This window comes from Flavobacterium sp. LC2016-13, from assembly GCF_009707955.1.
GTDB lineage: Bacteria > Bacteroidota > Bacteroidia > Flavobacteriales > Flavobacteriaceae > Flavobacterium.
In genome coordinates this window covers 128,512-147,158 of record NZ_WMDQ01000010.1, presented here as the reverse complement: position 1 = coordinate 147,158, position 18,647 = coordinate 128,512, and the positions used below count along the sequence as shown (strand labels likewise).

Here is an 18,647-nt window from a genome sequence, read left to right as displayed (position 1 = left end):
CAGGTTTCAGGTTTCAGCATAAAAAAATCCAATTCGAAAATGCGAATTGGATTTTTTTTTATGGTTAAATTCCAGAATTCACGTTCCAACGAACTTCAAACTTGAAACCTGAAACAAAACAAACATTTTTTAATACTTCTTAAAATTCTCAACTACAATTTTCGCTTTCAAATCAAACATTAAATTATACAAACCAAAGAAAGTTCTGTTCATATAAATAAAGTGTTTAGAACCGCGATTTCCGTTCATTTTTTTAAGATTTGTATCATTAGAAAAACGTTCGCCTAATTTAGCGATACTTTCAAAAAAAGTTTCATCGGCAAAATCAAAAGTTTCACCCTGAAATGGTTTTGTAAAAAGCGATAATAAATCATGAAACATCTCTGTAAAATATTCAATTTCTGCAGGTGAATCATCTGGACGAAGGATTTCTAATTCGAATAATTTCTGATTGAAACGTGCTGTGTCTGTAATTACATTTTTATTGATTAACTCAAAATACGGCACATAAAACTCCTCCGGAATTTGTTTCATACATCCAAAATCCAACGCAATTAATCTATTTTCATCGTCAACTAAAAAGTTCCCCGGATGCGGATCAGCGTGAACTTTGCGAAGTACATGAATTTGATACATATAAAAATCCCAAAGCGCCTGCCCTATTTTATCTCCAACTTCTTTATCGGTGTTTTTTGCGGTAAATTCAGAAAGATGAATTCCCGTCATCCAATCCATTGTAATAATTTTCTCTGACGAAAACTCAGGATAATAATGTGGAAAAAGTATGTTTTCGATTTTACTACAGGCAGCCACAACTTCCTGACTTTGTTTAAGTTCTAACAAATAATTAGTTTCCTCGATCAACTTGTCTTCAACTTCTTTAAAATATTTATCGGAATCTTTTCCTTGCAAATTAAACATTCTAATCGCAATAGGTTTTACCAAAGCCAAATCTGAAGAAATGCTATTGGCAACTCCCGGATATTGAATTTTAACGGCTAATTTTTTATCACCTTTTTTCGCTAAATGCACCTGGCCAATACTTGCGGCATTGACAGAATTCGCATTAAATTCATCAAAAATTTCATAAGGTGTTTTGCCTAAATTGCTTTTAAATGTTTTTAAAACCAATGGCGCTGAAAGTGGCGGAACAGAAAATTGAGACAAAGAGAATTTCTCGACATACGCCTGAGGCAAAAAATTCTTGTCCATGCTTAACATCTGGGCTACTTTTAAAGCACTTCCCTTTAAGCTTTTTAATCCGTCGTAAATATCCTCGGCGTTATTCTCGTTTAATTTGTCGCGTGTCAATTCTGAATTCACCATTTTTTCGGCATAATGCTTAATGTAGTTTACACCTACTTTTGCACCTGTTTGCACCAATTTGCTGGCTCTTTCTATTTTTGAGGTTGGTATATAATCTATTGTTTTCATTATTTGCTGTATATTTTTTCTTTAAAAAGAAATTTTCCTAAATCTATAAGATGGTTCATTGGTGCAACATTCATTAATTCAAATGATGCGTTAACTGATTTTTCAATAAAAATGTCTGTTTTTTCAAAAGCTGCAGATTCATCACTCATCCAGAATTTTATCGTTAGCATTAATTGCAACCATGCTGATTCTTTAAGTGCTTTTTCCTGAAAGTTCTGAAGTTTTTCCTGCTCAAGTCTATAATCATCGGTCAGAATTTCAGAAACGTATTCTTTAAAACTTTCACGAAGCGAAGTCAGCTGCACCAGGTTTCGAAGCGGGTTTCTGTCTAGTTTAAGCGATTGCAAAACATAACTTCTATTGGCTGTTAAAACTTCAAAAAAAGTAAAATAAAAGCTTAACATCTTGTTTTTCATGTCATATTCAAGATATTCCGTATTTTTGTGCAATAAGTCAACCGTGTTACTAAAAAAGATTTTGAATATTTCTTTTTCTAAGCCTTCAAGCGTTCCAAAAAAAGAGTAAAATTCAGCTTCTGTAAAATCATTTTCTTTCGCAAAATGATACACAGATTTTGGTTTTTGTCCCTTTTCCAGAACTTCATTCATATATAGTGAAACTATCTCTTCTCTGCTGATTATCTTATTTTTGGTAGCCATTTTTTATAAATTTAGAATTCGCCTTAAAGGTAAGCAATGTTTAAGTATCTTTACTTATACCTAAACAAGACACACTGTTAAATATATTATAAACTATCATGGCTAAAAATGTTTTACTTACCGGAGGTTCAGGATTTGTTGGTAAACACCTAACTGAAGTTTTAATTGCCGGTGGTTTTTCAGTTTCTGTTTTGAGTCGTTCTGACCGAAAAAACACTCCTTTAATTACGTATTATAAATGGGATATAAAAAGTGACTTTATTGAAGAAGAAGCTGTCTTAAAAGCAGATTATATTATTCATTTGGCCGGCGAAGGAATTGTCGAAAGTCGATGGACTGAAAAGCGTAAAAAGGCAATTCTGGAAAGTCGTACAAAACCTATCGAACTTATATATTCTGTTTTAAAAAATAACAACAAAATTTTAGATGCTTTTGTTTCGTCTTCTGCTGTTGGAATTTACGGTGCAACAACGAGTCAGGAAATTTGTTCTGAAAACACGGCTCCGGCAAACGATTTTTTAGGAATGACTTGCCAAAAATGGGAAAGCACTGTAGATACAATCAATTCGTTGGGAATTAGAACTGTAAAAATCAGAACCGGAATTGTTCTTGGAAAAGATGAAGGATTTCTAAAAAAAATTACGCCTGGTTTTAAAGCTGGTTTTGGTGCCGTTATAGGTTCAGGAAAACAATATATTCCCTGGATTCATATCGAAGATTTATGCCATATTTATGCTAAAGCCTTAACTGATCTCGAAATGAATGGAGCGTACAATGCTGCAGTCACAGATAATACTACAAATGCAAAATTATCCAGAATTCTGGCTCATTTATATGGATATAAAATCTGGGTGCCAAAAATACCTGCCTTTGTAATTAAACTCATCTTGGGAGAAATGAGTATTGCAATTTTAGAAGGAAAAAGGGTTTCTTCTGAAAAAATACAAAAAGCAGGTTATGAGTTTCTGTTTATCGACATCGAAGTTGCACTTTCTAATAGTTTATCTTAAACGCTATTTAAAAGTTAAAAGTATTTCCTCATCGCTGCGTATTACTCCGGTTAAATCTGTATTTGCCGTCATTGCGATCTTAGAACCAATTTTTTGAGGGATTTTAATATTGAAATCAGAAACAGCAATTGGGAAATCAGAAATAATCTGTATTCCGTCTTTTACCTTTTTAATAAAAGCCTTAACTGTTACTTCTTTCGTTTTTCCGTGAATAGCTAATTTTCCTTTAATGCTATATTCTTTTTCAATTTCATCGATATCCTTCATATCAAATTTTGCGATTTTACCTTTAAAGACTGCTTTAGGATAACGATCGCTTTCGAGATAATTATCATTAAAATGTTCCTCCATCAGGTCTAACTTAAAATGAAAATCTCTGATAATAACGGTACAAATGAAAATGCTTGTTTTGGGTTCCAATAAAATGGTAACCGATCTGTTGACCGCTTTTACTTCTTCAAAAAAAGGAACAGAAGCTTCAAAATTTATAACTGCCGAATTGGTTTTAAATTTATCCTGGGCAAGTATTGAAAATGCGGTAAAAAGTAAAAATAATAGTGTAGTTGTTTTCATAATCGTCAGCAATTAAACAATTATGTCAGTCGATTTTTTAAGAAGATAATAATCAGGTTTGAAAAATCGAATGGCAATACTCCTTGAAAATATAGTAACCTAATCTCTTCTCTTAAAGTTACGATATTTTATGGCTATTAGTTGCTGATTTTATGCTAAATATTTGTGAATGTTTTTTAATCCGAAAATGATTTTATCTTTTTTATTAAAGACTGAATGATATTTATAAAAAATAAACTCTGAACCCCAACTATACTTAAAAAAGAAATAAATATTCCCCCGTTCATTTTCTCATTAAAATACATATCATCCATAAAAGATCCGTAATCTCCTTGTTTTATGCCATTACGAATCAATTGAAAAAATAGTAACATTAGACAAAAGCCTCCAATAGTTATTAATGTATGAATTGTGGTCATCCATTTTACTAACTTAAAATTTGATTTTATCAGAGTAAAATATAGCAATCCTATAAAACCATATATTATAGATACAACTATTCCGAAATCCGGATATGTAATAACGAAGTATGTATCATGAATATTGATATCTAAAGTTTCTTTAGGATTTATAAATCCAATAATTAAGAATATTAGAATAAATATAAAGAAGAAAAAATATGGCTCCCTAAAAATGTTATTTTTCATAAACTAACCTTGCACTTCTGTACAAATCTCAATTAAAAAACCATCTAAATCCCTCACATACGCTACGGTTTGTCCCCAAGGTTTTTGAGTTGGTTCTTTTACTAAAATTGCTCCAAACGCTATTGCTTTCTGTACCAATTCGTCAACTTGATCTGTTATAAAACCTATTTCAATAGCAAAAGGTTTATGTTCTAATTTGCTTTCGATAAATCCATCTTTTAAATTCTCAGCCGCCAGTTTTTTAGACGCAAATGAAAGTGTTGTTTCGCCGGTAATTAATTCGCCATAATCATTTCCCGGAGCAATAAATTTTCTTGAGAAACCAAAAGCATTTTCATAAAACACAATTGATTTTTCTACATCTTCTACATATAAAATTGTATAACCAAACTTTACCATTTTGTTTCTGTTTTTAATTGATTTGTTTGTTGTAATAAATTCTAACACATAAAGACATAGTTTTTCTTTGAACACAAAGGCGTTTCACTTGTTTAAAACAAACATAGCTATGTGTGGGAAATCTTGATTTTCTTCAAACCTCCTTATTATTTAAATTTTAATCTATGTTTCTATGTGTTAAATATTTGTTTAGCTAATTTCTAAAAGCACATTATATTTATCTAAACTTGCTAAATCTTCAATCGAATTTACATTCGTAATTCTGGCGTGTTCTTCAACTTCTTTTTTTGATTCAATTTGTTTAATGCATTTTCTAAAACGTCTTACTTCATCTAAATTAGACAAAATAAGTCCCGGAACGGCAACGCTTTTTCCTTCTTTATCTTTTGCAACCATTGTAAAATAAGAGGAATTACAATGTTTTATCGCTCCTGTTTGAATGTTCTCTGCTTCTACACGAATTCCAACAATCATCGAACTTCTGCCCACATAATTTACGGAAGCTTTCATCGTAACAAGTTCTCCAACTTCAATCGGTTTTAAAAAGTTTACGGTATCAACCGAAGCAGTTACACAATAATTACCACAAAATTTTGATGCAGAAGCAAATGCAATCTGATCCAGTAATTGTAAAATATAACCTCCGTGAATTTTACCGCTAAAATTGGTGTGCGACGGCAACATTAATTCTGAAATACTAATTTTTGATGAAGAAACGGGTTTAAAATCTGCAGCCATGTTTTTATTTTCTTGTAATTGATTTATGAATGAAGATGAAATTTAATTTAGTAATTCATTTTCATCTGTATTTGAAGCTCTCGCAATAATATTTTCCGGAAGTGCCTTTTTTGCCTTTGCTCCCATTTTCTTTAATTTTTCGACGCTTGAAACTAAATTTCCTTTTCCGTCGACCAATTTGTTCATTGCATTATCGTATTCGCTTTTTGTGTCTTTAATTTTATTTCCAATTTTTACCAAATCGACTACAAAACCTTCAAATTTGTCATATAATGCTCCGGCTTGTCTGGCAATTTCAAAAGCATTTTCCTGTTGTTTCTGATTGCTCCACATACTATCAATTGTTCGCAGGGTTGCCAATAAAGTGGTTGGCGTTACAATGACAATATTTCGGTCAAAAGCTTTACTGTATAAAGTCGAATCTTCGTTTAAAGCAATGGCAAAAGCGGGTTCTATCGGGATAAAAAGCAAAACAAAATCAGGACTTTCGATTTGGTATAAATCGTGGTAATTTTTATTTCCGAGTTGTTCTACGTGTCTTTTTATCGAAATAATATGTTCTCTCAGAAATTCTGTTTTTAGTATTTCTGATTCTTCATTAATCCATTTTTCATAGGCTACCAAAGAAACTTTAGAGTCGACAATCATTTTCTTTCCGTCTGGCAAATTAATTACAACATCAGGAAAAACCCGGTTTCCTTCATTGTTAGTAAAACTTTGCTGTACTTCATATTCACGTCCTTTTTCTAAACCTGATTTTTCTAAAACACGCTCTAAAACCAGTTCTCCCCAACTTCCCTGCATTTTACTGTCGCCTTTTAATGCTTTGGTTAAGTTTAGGGTTTCTTTGCTCATTTGAGCATTCATTTCGCTTAAACCAACTATTTGCTGACGTAAAGCTGCATGATAATCGATACTTTCTTTGTGTGTTTGTTCTACTTTTTGTTCAAATCCATGAATTTTATCCTGCAAAGGCAACAAGATATTTTTCATGTTTTCGCTATTTTGTTCTGTGAATTTAGCTGATTTCTCTTCGAGAATTTTGTTGGCCAGATTTTCAAACTCTTTGGTGAATTTTTCCTGTAGTTCTGTTATTTCATTTTTTTGCTCTTTATGGCGTTCCCATAAATTTTCAAAATCTACTTCTTTTTTAGAAAGCTGAATAGCAAGACTATCTTTTTCGGTTCGAATGTTTTCTTTTTCAAAATTATTTGCCTGCAATACTTTTTCGAAACTTTTTCTGTCATTATCAAACTGATCTTTTTGCAATTGCAATTGATTGGTATTCGCATTCAATCTTTCTTCAAGACTTACTTTTTCTGATTGAAACTTAGCCGAAAACAGCATTTTTCCTAAGTAAATACCTAAAAACAATGCGATTATAAAACCTGCTATAAACGGAAGAAAATCAATCATACGGAGTTGTATTTTAAGTAAAATTACGCAATAATGTGTAGTGCCGAATTTTAAAATTTAAAATTTCACTAATTAATATCAATTCAAAATTAAACAAACATTTTGAACTTATTTTTAAAAAAATCAGTCTCAAAAAAACTCAGTTTACGCAACCATTTCAATATAAGGACATCTACAGAATATAACCTATTAGAAAAATATCATGAAAAAATTAATGCTTGGCTTATTTATAGCTTTTGGAATTAGCGCTTGTTCAGTTAACGACAATGACCTTAATGTTGACTGCGGAGCTGATGTAGATGTACCTTTTACCGGATTTCCTCTTTTATGCAATTATAGTGTAAAAGTTTTACCTAATAACCCGCAGGCCATTTTAGTGAATACACAGCAAAAAATGGATGACAATTTTACAAAACACCCTAATAGCTGCCCTGTTGCAAGTGATCCTAATATAGATTTTACAAAAAACTATTTGATTGGAATTTTTGCAGGAGTTAAAGCTACTAGCGGATACGAAATAAAAATGACTTCTATGGTTGAGAACAATTGCGAAATCGTAATTAACTTTTATGAAAAAGGACCTCAATCCGGAGAATCAATCTCACAAACCCCTACTTATCCTTCAGATTTTATTTTGATTCCTAAAACGTCAAAACCAATTATTTTTAACAGAACTGTTGAAACTTCAGACAACATTGTAATTGGAAGTTTTACCAATTTATGTACCGGTGGAGATTGTCAAAAATTCTATCAGTTAAATGATTTTAATATCCTTAAATTTTTAAATGTTGGTTACGGAAGCTATACTTTTGAACAATATAAGTATACAAATACAACAAAAAGAGGTGAATATACTTTATTTTTAAAAAGTGTTCCTGCTGAAATTTTAGCTTTGAAAGGACAAACTAAAACGTATGGTACGCCAGATGATGGTAATCAGGGTGGAATTTATTTCCAACTTCGTCAGGCAGGAAGTATTACTAAAATTTATATTGACAAAAACGATACTGCTGATCAAACTGATGCGATAAAAGCTTTCAAAAAAGCAATTCAGGATAAAATCATAAGTTTAAACTAGTCAAATTATGAGAAAACTTTTATTGTTTTTTGTTGCATTTTGTCTTTTCTCCAGTTTCTATTCTAAAGATTCAGTAAATGCTGTTTCAATAGTAAATACATGGACTTGGGAAAAATCGATTGGAGGAGTTAATAATCCTTATACGGCTACACCAAAAACCAGCGGTTTCAATAAAAAAGTAGTTTTTACATCTGATGGAAGAATTATCACTTATAAAAATGATATAGAAATTAGAAATAGTGCTTACGAAATTGCAAAGGGAATTGGTGTTTCTGATAACTTAGAACATGACCTTATTACGTTTGAAGGTAAAACCTATATCATAGAAAAGCTTGATAATCAAAACCTAACCATTTTAAGCAATAATACAGACGCAGCTCGTACTATTTTTAAACGATAGTTTGATGCGTTAAAAAAAGCTAATTTTGCCAAAACAAATTTAACCATTTTTTGAAAGACGATTTAGATAAATATATCAAGCAATGTATGCAAAATGACAGAGAGGGACAACTGAAAATATATCAGTTGTTCTCTCCCGTTTTGTATGGTATCTGTTTGAAATATATGAAAAACGAAGACGATGCAAAAGATGTTTTTCAGGAAGCATTTGTTATTGTTTTTCAAAAGATAAATCAATACAAATTTGAAGGAAGTTTTGAAGGCTGGCTTAAACGGATTTTTATAAATAAGCTTATTGAGGCTTTGAATAAAAAAAAGAAAGAAAGCTTTTTTCTGGATGTTTTTGATCCTGATACCGATTTTGTTGAAGAACCCGAATTAGATATTGCTCCAATAGAACAGGAAAAATTACTAGAGTACATTCGGGATTTACCAGATCAATACAGGACGGTTTTTAACTTATATGTTTTTGAAAAGATGAAACACAAAGAAATCGCCGAATTATTAAAAATTTCAGAAGGAACATCCAAATCAAATTTAAACAGAGCTAAGCGCATTTTGCAAAAAAGGATTTTGAGCATAAAAAATTTTAAGACAGCATGAAGAAGCAAAATATAGAAGATATTTTTTCATCAATGGAAAACTTTTCAAGTGTTCCGCCTCCCGAATTATGGGATAAAATTGAGGAGAAATTAGACAAACCTAAAAAGAAAAAAAGAGCTGTTCTTTGGTGGTCTGCTGCGGCATGCTTATTATTAGGATTAATGCTCCCTTCTGTTTTACATTTTAATTCCGGATCTGGAATTAAACCTGAAAATAATGGCTCTGGAGAAAATAATAGTGTTGTTCTGGATGAGAAAAAAACACAATCTGATGATTCAAAAACAAGAAGCGTTGAAGAAATCGACAATAAGAACGAATCTATTAATAAAATAAATAAGGAAGAAAATGCTGTTGCAGTAGAAAACTCAGCTGATAAAGACACCAAAAACACATTAAATCCTTCGCAAATTAATCAAAATCAAAAAACGACAGTTAATCCTGTAAATACTAAAAACAAAAGCAATCAGGAAGGCGTTTTAAATGAAAAATCAAATTTAGAAATAAACAAACCAAATCAGGCTGTAGCCGATAGATCATTTGCCCCAAATAATGAGAACGGATTGAATACTGCTTCTAAAAATGAAATATCAAATTCTGAAAAAAGAAATTCAAATCAGGCTGTGGCCGGAAAATCTCTTCTTCCGAATGGAGACTCATTTAATTCGCCTTCTAAATTTCAAACTTCAGATTCCGAAAAAGGAAATAAAAATCAGGCTGTCGCTGAAAAATCATTTGTTCCGAATAATCAAAACACATTTAATTCAGTTTCTAAAACTCAAGCATTAAATCCTGAAAAGAAAAATGCAAATCAGGTTGTCGCTGAGAAATCTTTTGTTCCGAATAATCAAAATACATTCAATTCAGCTTCAAAAAATCAAGTAACAAATCCTGAAAAGAAAAATGCAAATCAGATTGTAGCCGAGAAATCTTTTGTTCCGAATAATCAAAATACATTCAATTCAGCTTCAAAAAATCAAATGATAAATCCTGAAAAGAAAAATTCAAATCAGGTTGTCGCTGAAAAATCATTTGTTCCGAATAATCAAAACACATTTAATTCAGCTTCTAAAAATCAAGTAATAAATCCTGAAAAGAAAAACACAAATCAGGCTGTAGCTCAGAAATCATTTCATTCAGAAAAAGAAAATGGATTTAATTCAGTATCTAAAAACCAGGTTCCTTCTTCTATTTTTGAAGATAAACTGAAAGCAAAAAACAATATTGCATTAAACGCTGAAAATTCAGTTTGGAACAATCAAAAATCAACCGAAATTGTAAAAGAACCGAAGAAAGAAATTATAACAAACGAAAAAGCGATTGCTGATAATCAAAAAAGCAATTCAAAATTTAATACTGTTGTTTTGAGCAAGCAGGATTCTGTTCAATTAGCAGAACTTCAGAATTTAGAAAAAGGAATTATTACGCCAACTCCTGAAACTAAAAAAGAGAAAGAAGATAAAGACAAAAGAGTTGCTAAAAATGAAAAATGGGATTTAGCCGTTTTTGCCGGAGTTGCCAATTCTGAAAATTATAAAAATGAAAAAACGCTAGGCAACGTAAACGATTCTAAACAAAGTAATAGTTACGGTGTAAAAACAAAATACAAAATCAATAAAAAATGGGCTGTTAGTTCCGGTATTAAATTTAACGAATTAGGTCAGAGTATTGCTAATGTTTCTTACATGAAAACTTCAAATGCTTTTTTATCTTCCAACGATTATTTTAATCCAAATGCGACATTAGCGGCACAGGAAATTACGAAAGATACCAGATATATATTTGTGCCTACCAGCACAACAATGGCGTTAAAAAGTGATAATATTGAAAAAGGAAATCTGGATCAGAGTTTAAGATATCTTGAAGTTCCATTAGAAGTTTCGTATTCTGTTTTTAATAAAAACAAAACGAATATCAGCCTGAATACAGGTGGTTTTGTGGGTAAATTAATTTCGAACAATATGGCTTTAAACGGCACTTCGATAGGTGAAAATGCAAACGCAAATGATTATGTTTATGGATCAACATTGAGTACGACAGTACAATATAGAATTTATAAAAAGACAAATGTTTTTGTAGAACCTGCGATGAATTATTATATAAATCCGTTGACTGAACAGTCTTTCAATCAATTTCAATGGGGATTTAATTTTGGATTGAATATTTCATTTTAGAAATCTTTTTGTTGTAATTTTCAAAAAAAACAGCAACAAATAATTCTCAATAATGACAATTAAAAGCAATTGGATTCATACAAAACGAATACCTAACGATTTAATCATAACCAAGGAACTTGTTTATGATAATTGCAATTTTGAATGCACTGAACCTCAACCAGAAATGGAAAGCCAGGAATATGATGCATTCGATTTTCAAATTAACAATCTGAATATTAAATTCAGATCAGCTAAAATTACTCCAACAAAAACAGGTCAGTTTGTAACTTTATGGAAACGAAATAAAACAGGAATTATTGAACCTTTTGATTTTTCAGATGCTATTGATTTTGTTATTGTAAATGTTCGAAAAAACGATTCTTTTGGCCAGTTTATTTTTCCGAAATCTGTTTTATTACAAAAAGGAATATTTTCGACAGCAACTAAAGAAGGTAAACGAGCTACAAGAGTTTACCCGCCTTGGGATGAAACCACAAGCAAACAAGCTCAAAAAACACAACAATGGCAATTGGATTATTTTTTAGAAATACCTAACAACAAATCTATTGATCTGGAAAAGGCTAAAAAATTACTTACTTCTACTATTTAAGAATAAAAAAAGGCAGTCAAAATTGACTGCCTTTTTACTATTTATTTCTTATGGTTATTTCTTAATAATTTTATTACTGTAAATAACCTTATTATTTTCGCTTAAAGTATAAACATAAATTCCTGTTTTAAGATTACTCAGCTGAATAACAGAAGTACTGTTTTCCGACGTTCCTTTTATTTCAACCGGGTTTGTTACTAAATGCCCTGAGATATCGTAAAGTCTTAGTTTTAAAACCTTATCATCTTTTGTTTTTACAGCTACATTAACAATATCTGATGCAGGATTAGGATAAGTGCTTACATAATATCCATTCTTGTTTTCAAAATCAATTGTCGCTAAGTTGTCTTCTTTCAATTCAAAACGGGCAATTACTGGTCCGTGATCTGATGTTGTCGTAATATAATTAGGAATATCATTACGAGGATCATAAACGGCAATTGAATTTGGAATGTATTGATCTGATAATTCATTTGAAATAATGATATGATCAAGGAAACTTTCAGGAGTAAAATTAAAATAACTGCTTGCTCCGGCATTGCTTAAACCTAAAGTAAGTACGTCATAGTTTGCTGTATCATCAACAAAGGTTTTATATGATGATGGAGTACTGGCATTTCCAACCCATGCTTTTACATCATCATTAAAATCTCCCAAAATAACAACATTTGAATTTGGATATTCCGCATCTAAAGCTTGTTTTAGATAATCAACATCATATTTACGCTGATTGTATTTTTCTATATTAGTTCCGCTATTGGCACGTGCGTGAAAATCAATCACATTAATTTCTTTTTTGATTCCACCAATATTAGTTTCTATCTGAACCAAATATGGCAAGCGTCCTGACGAGAAAAAACTATCATCATTGTCCAGAGGAGTACCTGTGCCAGGATAATTTGGTAAAACGACAGTATTGGCACGAACCTGATCGTATAAATCTTTAAATAATATTTTTGTGCTTTTTACAGTCGTAGTCTGAGTATTGTAAAGAACGACTAATTTTTGTGGAGGAAAATCTGGTTCCGGGGCATTGAAGGAATATGACCAGGAAGTAGAAATTGTTTTATTGAATGTTTTTCCGTTTATACTTATCTTATCTATCAAATTTTGTAAAGAAACTACATCATCAGATACTTCCTGAACAACATAAACGTCAGCATTTAATTTATTCATTACTTTAGCGACATTTTCGACTTGCAAAATGTTATCTGTCGGACCAAATTCTTTACCGCTACTATCTTTCACATTTGTACCAAAAAACTCTAAATTATAAGTTGCAATATCAAAAGTATCTGCTTTAAGTATAGATGAACCTATAAACGAACCGATTTGCTTGTCTAATAAAGTTCCTGTAACTTTTAATGTACCGGAAATTGTTAATGCTTTTACTGAAGGCGTAAATCTTGCATAAAGTGTTTTTCCTGTTGCTGCATCAGCTGATGTAACAACAATACTTGATTGAAATATAGTATTATCTAAAGACAATTGATAATCTGCAGGAGCTGTAAGAGTAATATCTCCATATCCTTTTGCCTTAAGTACAAAAGATTGGCTCGTAGAAACAGCATTAGCAATTACATCTCCAAAATCTAAGACAGGATTTGAATCAAAATAACTCGTTTCATTTGAAATTAAAAAATCATCCAACGACCATTCGGCTACCAAATTAGTGGCTCTGGGTCCGGCGGAAGTTTCATAAACCCATGCCAAATAGGTATGATCAGTTTTGTAAGCGCTTAAATCTATGAATTGTGATTGAACATAACCTCCTGTTGAAGTTGGAAATTTTCCATTTATTTCTGTCCAGGTTGCATTTTCAGGATTGCTAACTCCGTCATAATTGGTAGAAACCATCAATTTCAAACTTGGACCTTCATAATATTTACGTGAGTAAAAAGACAATAAAGGAACTTGTGTGAAGTTGTTTAAACGTAATTTTGGAGAAATCAACCAGTCTTTACTAGCTCCGGCATCAGAATACCCATTCACTAAAACTGCACCAGGAGAAGAGTTTACATTTCTAGCAACTATTGTATATACCCATTTATTTAAAGGGCCTTCCAAATTAAATTGAGTCCAACCGCTATTTGTTAAAACGTTCGGATTATTAAAATTTTGTTTATAAGGATCGATTCCATCTCCTGTAAGCGCTACTATTTTAGTAACTCCGCCAGTTGTTATATGTGTTATTTGTCCTGAAAAACTATTTACTGCATTTGGTGTAAACTTCACATAAACCGTTGGTGTTGCATTTGAAGCTAAATCAGCAACAGTAAAGGTTAAAGAAGAACCAAATGTCGTATTATCTTTAGATATCGTAAAATTATTTGCCGTTGAAGTCAAAACTACGTCACTAGTAAGATTTAAAGCCTGAATTTGATAACTTAAAGTTTCAGAAGTATAGTTTGATTCTAAAGCACCCAAATATAACGAACTTATCGTTGTAGATATTACCGGAGTAGGAACATTTGAAGTTGTTATATCAACTTTATTTATTGTAGATTGAATATTTCCAGAAGAGTCTTCAGAAATAGAGAAAACTGAATAAAAAGTATTAAGATTTAATCCTCCAAAATTTTTCACAACAGCCTGAGAAGCGGTCGTAATATCTAAAAATCCAGATTGTAACGCGGCTGTTCCTGTCGCATCTTGACCTGCTTTTAATTGAGTAATTGTTGGTTCTGCGCTTCCTCCAGCAACAAGAACATAATATGTTTTACCGATTTCATTTAATTTATTAGAAAAATCAAAACTTTCTCCTAAAATATTATCGGCTTTGGGATATCCAGCACTATTAATTGGAGCAGTAACATCACCTCCCGCAGCACTTGCAATATCAAGATTATCAATAGCAAAAGATTGACGAGAACCTGCAGTACCTGAAATTAATCTTGCTATCCATCTTATTTGAATTATCGGTTTATTATCGCAATCTGAAGGTAAAGTTACAGATATTCTGGTTGTTTTATTGTCTACAGGATCTACACCTGAACCTGTAATTTGAGGAGTTGTAGTATTATTTGAATAAATAGTAGATGGTAAGTTTATAAAAACACCACTCTCACCTACACGATATTGTAAAGCCATTTCCTGAAGACGATAACTAGCAGTTCCATCATAAGGGTTACGAATCACCATCGCATCGTATTCTACTTTTATCCCTGTATTGTCAAGGGTTGAAAAAGCAAAACCTATTGTAAAATCTCCCGAAGTCGTATTCAAAAATCCTATTTTACCACTATAATTATGAATACCTCCACTATTATTACCAACCGAACTATTTTTTATAAAAGGTCTGTCTCCAGTAATTCCTGTATTATAAACTGTTGTATTTTGACTTGTACCATTTGTTGTCCAACCCTGAAATCCAGGTATATCCGTATAAGAAGCAGATCCCGCATCTAATTTCTCGAAATTCTCACTAATAGGAAGTGATGATGATGGTCGAGGTGCTGGCATTGTTGTCTGAGCAAAGAGATTTGCCGAGAAGCAATAAAAAAAACTTAAAAGTGCCATAAAATGGCGCATTGAGTAATTATTTTTCATATAATTTATTAATAGAGGTTTTAGAAATCAAATTTATATTGTTTAAAGTTAACAGAATATTGTGAAATCATAAACTTATTGCATTCCATTTTATAAACATTGCGTAAAGAATATCAATTTGTTGCACAAATAATTAAATATTTCATAGATAAATAGTGACTTTATAAAGTTATATGTTATTGAAAGATTTTACTTAACCAAATTAATTTAACAGGATAAAACTTTATTTTTATTAACTGAATAAAATAAAAAAGGCTACCTCAAATAGAGAATAGCCTTTCTTAATTATATTTATTAAGACGTTTAAATCGCTGTGTAACCACCATCGGCAATAATATAACCTCCGGTAGTAAAAGAAGATTTCTCTGAACTTAAAAACAATACAAGTTCTGCAATTTCTTCAGCAGTTCCTAAACGGTTCATTGGTGCTTTTGCAGCAACTGCATCCATTGCTCCTTTATTTAAATTATCTTTCAATAAAGCTGTTTCGATATAACCGGGACCAACAGCATTACAACGAATATTTTTTTGCGCATATTCTGCAGCTATATTTTTAGTTAGTCCAACAACACCATGTTTTGATGCTGTATATGCAGGACTAAGCGGAGCTGCAACTTGTCCGTGAATAGAGGCAATATTAACAATGCTTCCTCCTCCGTTTTTTTCCATTTGTTCAAGCTGATAGCGACAAGCATAAAAAACACCGCTTAAGTTTAAAGCAATTACACGATCCCAGGATTCCGGCTCATATTCTCCCGTTGGTTTTGCAGGTCCGCCCATTCCAGCATTGTTGCATGAAATATCGAGGCGTCCATATTTAGAAACAGCTACCTCAACCATATGTTTATTGTCGCTTGCGCTTGACGAATCTCCTTTTACAAAAAAGGCTTCTCCACCCTTATCTTTTATAACTTTTACTGTTTCTTCGCCATGTTCTACATTAATATCTGATACTACTACTTTTGCGCCTTCACGCGCATACGCTTCTGCTACTGCGCGTCCAATTCCTGAACCTCCGCCTGATACAAAAGCAACTTTGTTTTCTAAAAGTGCCATTTCTTTAAGTTTTAAATTTGTATCTACAATTTACGAAGATATTAACCGCTAACCATAAGAAAACCTGAGTTTACAATAAGATTAAGACTTTATCACAATCAAATGTTATTTCACATTAAAATCATCCAAATCAAGTAATTTTTCTTTATTAATTATCTTCATCTAATTTCATATTACCTCTATCTTTATGATTATCAGGATGCGAATTAGGATAACGATTTGGCGTTACGTCAGAATTCCTGTCTTTGTTTTCGACTGTTTTCTTTGCTTCTTCTTCAGTACTAACTCCTCGGTTTGCTGTTGCACTGTCTTTTGCAACCTTATTCGGAACTTCTTTTATAACTTCATTTTCATTTCTGGCTCTTTTTACAACTTCCTTATTACCACTTTTATCTGTAACGATTTCTTTTTTCAGTGGTGATTCGTTCTCTTTTTGATCGTGAGAAACATTTTTACCTTTAGATTCATCTATATTTTTCTGGGCTCCATTTATTTTTTTTGAGCCTAAATTATCAGTTCCCATATCTATATTTTTTAAAATTACTTATATAATATTACGAATTTTCAGACTGAAATCTAAGTTCTTTAACATTGCTTTTGGTTTAATAATGATTATTCTTTTACTTAATATGAAACAAAACTATCTTTGCAGTCTAAATCTAAAACATGCATCAACACTTCATTCTTTTTAAACCTTACGGCTATTTAAGCCAGTTTATATATGAATTAAAAAGGAAGAAAAAGCTTTTAGGAGAATTGTATAATTTTCCCGAAGGAACAATGGCTATTGGCAGACTTGACGAAGATTCTGAAGGATTGCTTTTACTTACGACTGACGGAAAAGTAAGTGAACAAATCAGAAGCAAAAAAGTCGATAAGGAATATTATGTTCAGGTTGATGGTGTAATAACTAACGACGCCATTGAACAACTGCAAAAAGGTGTTGAAATTGGTTTTGATGGCGGGAAATATAAAACCAGACCTTGTTCTGCTTTTATCGTAACTGAAATTCCCGATTTTGGACCAAGAGCTAAAAAAATCAGGGATGAACGCCACGGACCAACTTCATGGGCATCAATTACTGTAAATGAAGGAAAGTTTCGCCAGGTTCGAAAAATGACTGCCGCTGTTGGTTTCCCAACACTGAGATTAGTTCGCGTTCGTATAGGAAATGTATATTTGCAAAACCTAAAAGCCGGAGAAGTTTTAGAAGTAAACGATTTTCAAATAAACGATTCAACAAATTAACAAATAAACGATAATGCTAAACGTTGTTCTTGTAGAACCCGAAATACCAAATAATACGGGAAATATCGGAAGATTATGTGTGGGAACTGAAAGCAGACTGCATTTAATTCATCCTTTTGGTTTTGTGATTAATGATAAAAATTTAAAACGCTCTGGTTTGGATTATTGGGTTCATCTTGACGTGACCGAATATCAAAACATCGAAGAATGGATTCAGCAAATTCCGGATCTTTCACGTGTATTCTTAATGAGTTCTCATGCTGAAAAATCTTATTTAGAAACCGATTTTCAAGATGGAGATTGGTTGGTTTTTGGAAAAGAAAGTGTTGGTTTAAGTAAAGAAGTTTTGGCTCGTTTCGAAAACCATTTAACGATCCCGATGTCGAAATTAATTCGCAGTTTTAATATTGCAAATTCTGTGGCTTTTGTAGTTGGTGAAGCGAAGAGACAAATTGGTTTAAAAGTTTAATCGGTTATTTGTTTATTCGTTTAATTGAATATTAGATAACGATTTCCTGCAAGGTTTTTTCAACGTTGTAGATATAATTACTTTTGAATATTACATCTAAATTAATTCGAAGTTTTAATATGAGACCTTTTATTGACATAAATAACTTAAGTTTTTCTAAAGAAACTTTAATTTACTATTCCAGAAGTCTTATTTTTCTCTGGATATTTATTTTAATTGGAATGACAATTGGTTCAATTTACGCTCTGCAAATAGAAAATGGTTTTATATTATCCCTACTTTTATTTGCTTTCATCATATTTCAAGGTAACGAGCAATTCAAATTATTAAAAAGAATTAATGAAGTCCAATTTCGAATTAATTCTAAAGGAATTCAGTATAGAGATGAAATCTTAGTTTCATGGAATAATATTGAAAATGAAAGAGTTGTTATAGAAGGTCGCCCTAAAGCAAGAAGAAATTTTTTCATTTATTATATAATCGATCAAGACAAAGTAATGAAATTTGATATTGAAGAACTAAATGTTGGTGCTGGAGATCTTGAACATACTCTTACCATACACAGAAACAGATATAAAAGAGAAAATAATATAAAATAATATCTCA

The 18,647-nt window shown here is 31.6% G+C and carries 19 protein-coding genes; 9 read left to right on the top strand and 10 right to left on the bottom strand.

Annotated features, from left to right (window positions below; all coding sequences use genetic code 11):
* Window positions 1-129 precede the first annotated feature (129 nt).
* Window positions 130-1,434 (bottom strand): AarF/ABC1/UbiB kinase family protein, encoded by a 1,305-nt coding sequence (locus GKZ86_RS19540; RefSeq protein WP_154784730.1) that lies wholly within the window; start codon window positions 1,432-1,434, stop codon window positions 130-132.
* Window positions 1,434-2,093: a TetR family transcriptional regulator C-terminal domain-containing protein gene (locus GKZ86_RS19535; protein WP_154784729.1), complete on the bottom strand. Its 660-nt coding sequence runs from the start codon at window positions 2,091-2,093 to the stop codon at window positions 1,434-1,436. The genes GKZ86_RS19540 and GKZ86_RS19535 overlap by 1 nt, the downstream gene beginning before the upstream one ends.
* Before the next feature lie 98 nt (window positions 2,094-2,191).
* Here GKZ86_RS19535 and GKZ86_RS19530 point away from each other — a divergent pair, with 98 nt between their 5' ends.
* Window positions 2,192-3,103, top strand: a complete 912-nt coding sequence (locus GKZ86_RS19530; protein WP_154784728.1) for a TIGR01777 family oxidoreductase — start codon at window positions 2,192-2,194, stop codon at window positions 3,101-3,103.
* 3 nt (window positions 3,104-3,106) lie between these two features.
* Here GKZ86_RS19530 and GKZ86_RS19525 read toward each other — a convergent pair whose 3' ends face one another.
* From GKZ86_RS19525 to rmuC, 5 genes are all read right to left on the bottom strand, one after another.
* Window positions 3,107-3,676, bottom strand: coding sequence for a YceI family protein (locus GKZ86_RS19525; RefSeq protein ID WP_154784727.1), 570 nt, complete (start codon window positions 3,674-3,676; stop codon window positions 3,107-3,109).
* A gap of 176 nt (window positions 3,677-3,852) precedes the next feature.
* Window positions 3,853-4,095 (bottom strand): hypothetical protein, encoded by a 243-nt coding sequence (locus tag GKZ86_RS19520; protein WP_154784726.1) that lies wholly within the window; start codon window positions 4,093-4,095, stop codon window positions 3,853-3,855.
* Between the two features lie 231 nt (window positions 4,096-4,326).
* A complete protein-coding gene (locus tag GKZ86_RS19515) occupies window positions 4,327-4,722 on the bottom strand; it encodes a VOC family protein (RefSeq protein WP_154784725.1) in 396 nt (131 codons plus the stop codon).
* Between the two features lie 189 nt (window positions 4,723-4,911).
* Entirely contained in the window at window positions 4,912-5,460 is a 549-nt protein-coding gene (locus GKZ86_RS19510) for an acyl-CoA thioesterase (protein WP_154784724.1), read from the bottom strand.
* Between the two features lie 42 nt (window positions 5,461-5,502).
* Window positions 5,503-6,876, bottom strand: a complete 1,374-nt coding sequence (gene rmuC / locus GKZ86_RS19505) for a DNA recombination protein RmuC (RefSeq protein WP_154784723.1) — start codon at window positions 6,874-6,876, stop codon at window positions 5,503-5,505.
* A 202-nt stretch (window positions 6,877-7,078) separates the two neighbouring features.
* Here rmuC and GKZ86_RS19500 point away from each other — a divergent pair, with 202 nt between their 5' ends.
* The 5 genes from GKZ86_RS19500 to GKZ86_RS19480 are packed head-to-tail and all read left to right on the top strand — an operon-like array spanning window position 7,079 to window position 11,719.
* Window positions 7,079-7,954 (top strand): protease complex subunit PrcB family protein, encoded by an 876-nt coding sequence (locus tag GKZ86_RS19500; protein ID WP_154784722.1) that lies wholly within the window; start codon window positions 7,079-7,081, stop codon window positions 7,952-7,954.
* 7 nt (window positions 7,955-7,961) lie between these two features.
* Entirely contained in the window at window positions 7,962-8,354 is a 393-nt protein-coding gene (locus tag GKZ86_RS19495) for a hypothetical protein (protein ID WP_154784721.1), read from the top strand.
* 50 nt (window positions 8,355-8,404) lie between these two features.
* The gene (locus GKZ86_RS19490; protein WP_154784720.1) at window positions 8,405-8,956 is read left to right on the top strand and encodes an RNA polymerase sigma factor; all 552 of its coding nucleotides are present in this window, start codon (window positions 8,405-8,407) and stop codon (window positions 8,954-8,956) included.
* Window positions 8,953-11,127 carry a hypothetical protein gene (locus GKZ86_RS19485; protein WP_154784719.1) on the top strand — a complete coding sequence of 725 codons (2,175 nt, stop codon included), beginning with the start codon at window positions 8,953-8,955 and terminating at the stop codon, window positions 11,125-11,127. The genes GKZ86_RS19490 and GKZ86_RS19485 overlap by 4 nt, the downstream gene beginning before the upstream one ends.
* Before the next feature lie 52 nt (window positions 11,128-11,179).
* Entirely contained in the window at window positions 11,180-11,719 is a 540-nt protein-coding gene (locus GKZ86_RS19480) for a MepB family protein (RefSeq protein ID WP_154784718.1), read from the top strand.
* A 54-nt stretch (window positions 11,720-11,773) separates the two neighbouring features.
* Here the strand turns inward: GKZ86_RS19480 and GKZ86_RS19475 are convergent, their stop codons facing one another.
* The 3 genes from GKZ86_RS19475 to GKZ86_RS19465 form a co-directional block, all read right to left on the bottom strand.
* Window positions 11,774-15,268: a T9SS-dependent choice-of-anchor J family protein gene (locus GKZ86_RS19475; protein ID WP_154784717.1), complete on the bottom strand. Its 3,495-nt coding sequence runs from the start codon at window positions 15,266-15,268 to the stop codon at window positions 11,774-11,776.
* A 303-nt stretch (window positions 15,269-15,571) separates the two neighbouring features.
* Entirely contained in the window at window positions 15,572-16,324 is a 753-nt protein-coding gene (locus tag GKZ86_RS19470) for an SDR family NAD(P)-dependent oxidoreductase (RefSeq protein ID WP_154784716.1), read from the bottom strand.
* Window positions 16,325-16,472: 148 nt separating this feature from the next.
* Window positions 16,473-16,847 (bottom strand): hypothetical protein, encoded by a 375-nt coding sequence (locus tag GKZ86_RS19465; RefSeq protein ID WP_154784715.1) that lies wholly within the window; start codon window positions 16,845-16,847, stop codon window positions 16,473-16,475.
* Between the two features lie 143 nt (window positions 16,848-16,990).
* On the opposite strand from GKZ86_RS19465, the gene GKZ86_RS19460 reads away from it, so the two are divergent.
* The 3 genes from GKZ86_RS19460 to GKZ86_RS19450 all read left to right on the top strand — a co-directional run bounded on the left by GKZ86_RS19460 (window position 16,991) and on the right by GKZ86_RS19450 (window position 18,640).
* Window positions 16,991-17,572 carry a pseudouridine synthase gene (locus GKZ86_RS19460; protein ID WP_154784714.1) on the top strand — a complete coding sequence of 194 codons (582 nt, stop codon included), beginning with the start codon at window positions 16,991-16,993 and terminating at the stop codon, window positions 17,570-17,572.
* Between the two features lie 13 nt (window positions 17,573-17,585).
* A complete protein-coding gene (locus tag GKZ86_RS19455; RefSeq protein WP_154784713.1) occupies window positions 17,586-18,041 on the top strand; it encodes a tRNA (cytidine(34)-2'-O)-methyltransferase in 456 nt (151 codons plus the stop codon).
* Between the two features lie 119 nt (window positions 18,042-18,160).
* Window positions 18,161-18,640, top strand: a complete 480-nt coding sequence (locus GKZ86_RS19450; RefSeq protein ID WP_154784712.1) for a hypothetical protein — start codon at window positions 18,161-18,163, stop codon at window positions 18,638-18,640.
* Window positions 18,641-18,647 lie beyond the last annotated feature (7 nt).

Coding starts and splice junctions, on each gene's coding strand:
- GKZ86_RS19540 (WP_154784730.1), bottom strand. CDS start 1,434: ATGAAAACAATAGATTATATACCAACCTCAAAAATAGAAAGAGCCAGC.
- GKZ86_RS19535 (WP_154784729.1), bottom strand. CDS start 2,093: ATGGCTACCAAAAATAAGATAATCAGCAGAGAAGAGATAGTTTCACTA.
- GKZ86_RS19530 (WP_154784728.1), top strand. CDS start 2,192: ATGGCTAAAAATGTTTTACTTACCGGAGGTTCAGGATTTGTTGGTAAA.
- GKZ86_RS19525 (WP_154784727.1), bottom strand. CDS start 3,676: ATGAAAACAACTACACTATTATTTTTACTTTTTACCGCATTTTCAATA.
- GKZ86_RS19520 (WP_154784726.1), bottom strand. CDS start 4,095: ATGACCACAATTCATACATTAATAACTATTGGAGGCTTTTGTCTAATG.
- GKZ86_RS19515 (WP_154784725.1), bottom strand. CDS start 4,722: ATGGTAAAGTTTGGTTATACAATTTTATATGTAGAAGATGTAGAAAAA.
- GKZ86_RS19510 (WP_154784724.1), bottom strand. CDS start 5,460: ATGGCTGCAGATTTTAAACCCGTTTCTTCATCAAAAATTAGTATTTCA.
- rmuC (WP_154784723.1), bottom strand. CDS start 6,876: ATGATTGATTTTCTTCCGTTTATAGCAGGTTTTATAATCGCATTGTTT.
- GKZ86_RS19500 (WP_154784722.1), top strand. CDS start 7,079: ATGAAAAAATTAATGCTTGGCTTATTTATAGCTTTTGGAATTAGCGCT.
- GKZ86_RS19495 (WP_154784721.1), top strand. CDS start 7,962: ATGAGAAAACTTTTATTGTTTTTTGTTGCATTTTGTCTTTTCTCCAGT.
- GKZ86_RS19485 (WP_154784719.1), top strand. CDS start 8,953: ATGAAGAAGCAAAATATAGAAGATATTTTTTCATCAATGGAAAACTTT.
- GKZ86_RS19480 (WP_154784718.1), top strand. CDS start 11,180: ATGACAATTAAAAGCAATTGGATTCATACAAAACGAATACCTAACGAT.
- GKZ86_RS19475 (WP_154784717.1), bottom strand. CDS start 15,268: ATGAAAAATAATTACTCAATGCGCCATTTTATGGCACTTTTAAGTTTT.
- GKZ86_RS19470 (WP_154784716.1), bottom strand. CDS start 16,324: ATGGCACTTTTAGAAAACAAAGTTGCTTTTGTATCAGGCGGAGGTTCA.
- GKZ86_RS19465 (WP_154784715.1), bottom strand. CDS start 16,847: ATGGGAACTGATAATTTAGGCTCAAAAAAAATAAATGGAGCCCAGAAA.
- GKZ86_RS19460 (WP_154784714.1), top strand. CDS start 16,991: ATGCATCAACACTTCATTCTTTTTAAACCTTACGGCTATTTAAGCCAG.
- GKZ86_RS19455 (WP_154784713.1), top strand. CDS start 17,586: ATGCTAAACGTTGTTCTTGTAGAACCCGAAATACCAAATAATACGGGA.
- GKZ86_RS19450 (WP_154784712.1), top strand. CDS start 18,161: ATGAGACCTTTTATTGACATAAATAACTTAAGTTTTTCTAAAGAAACT.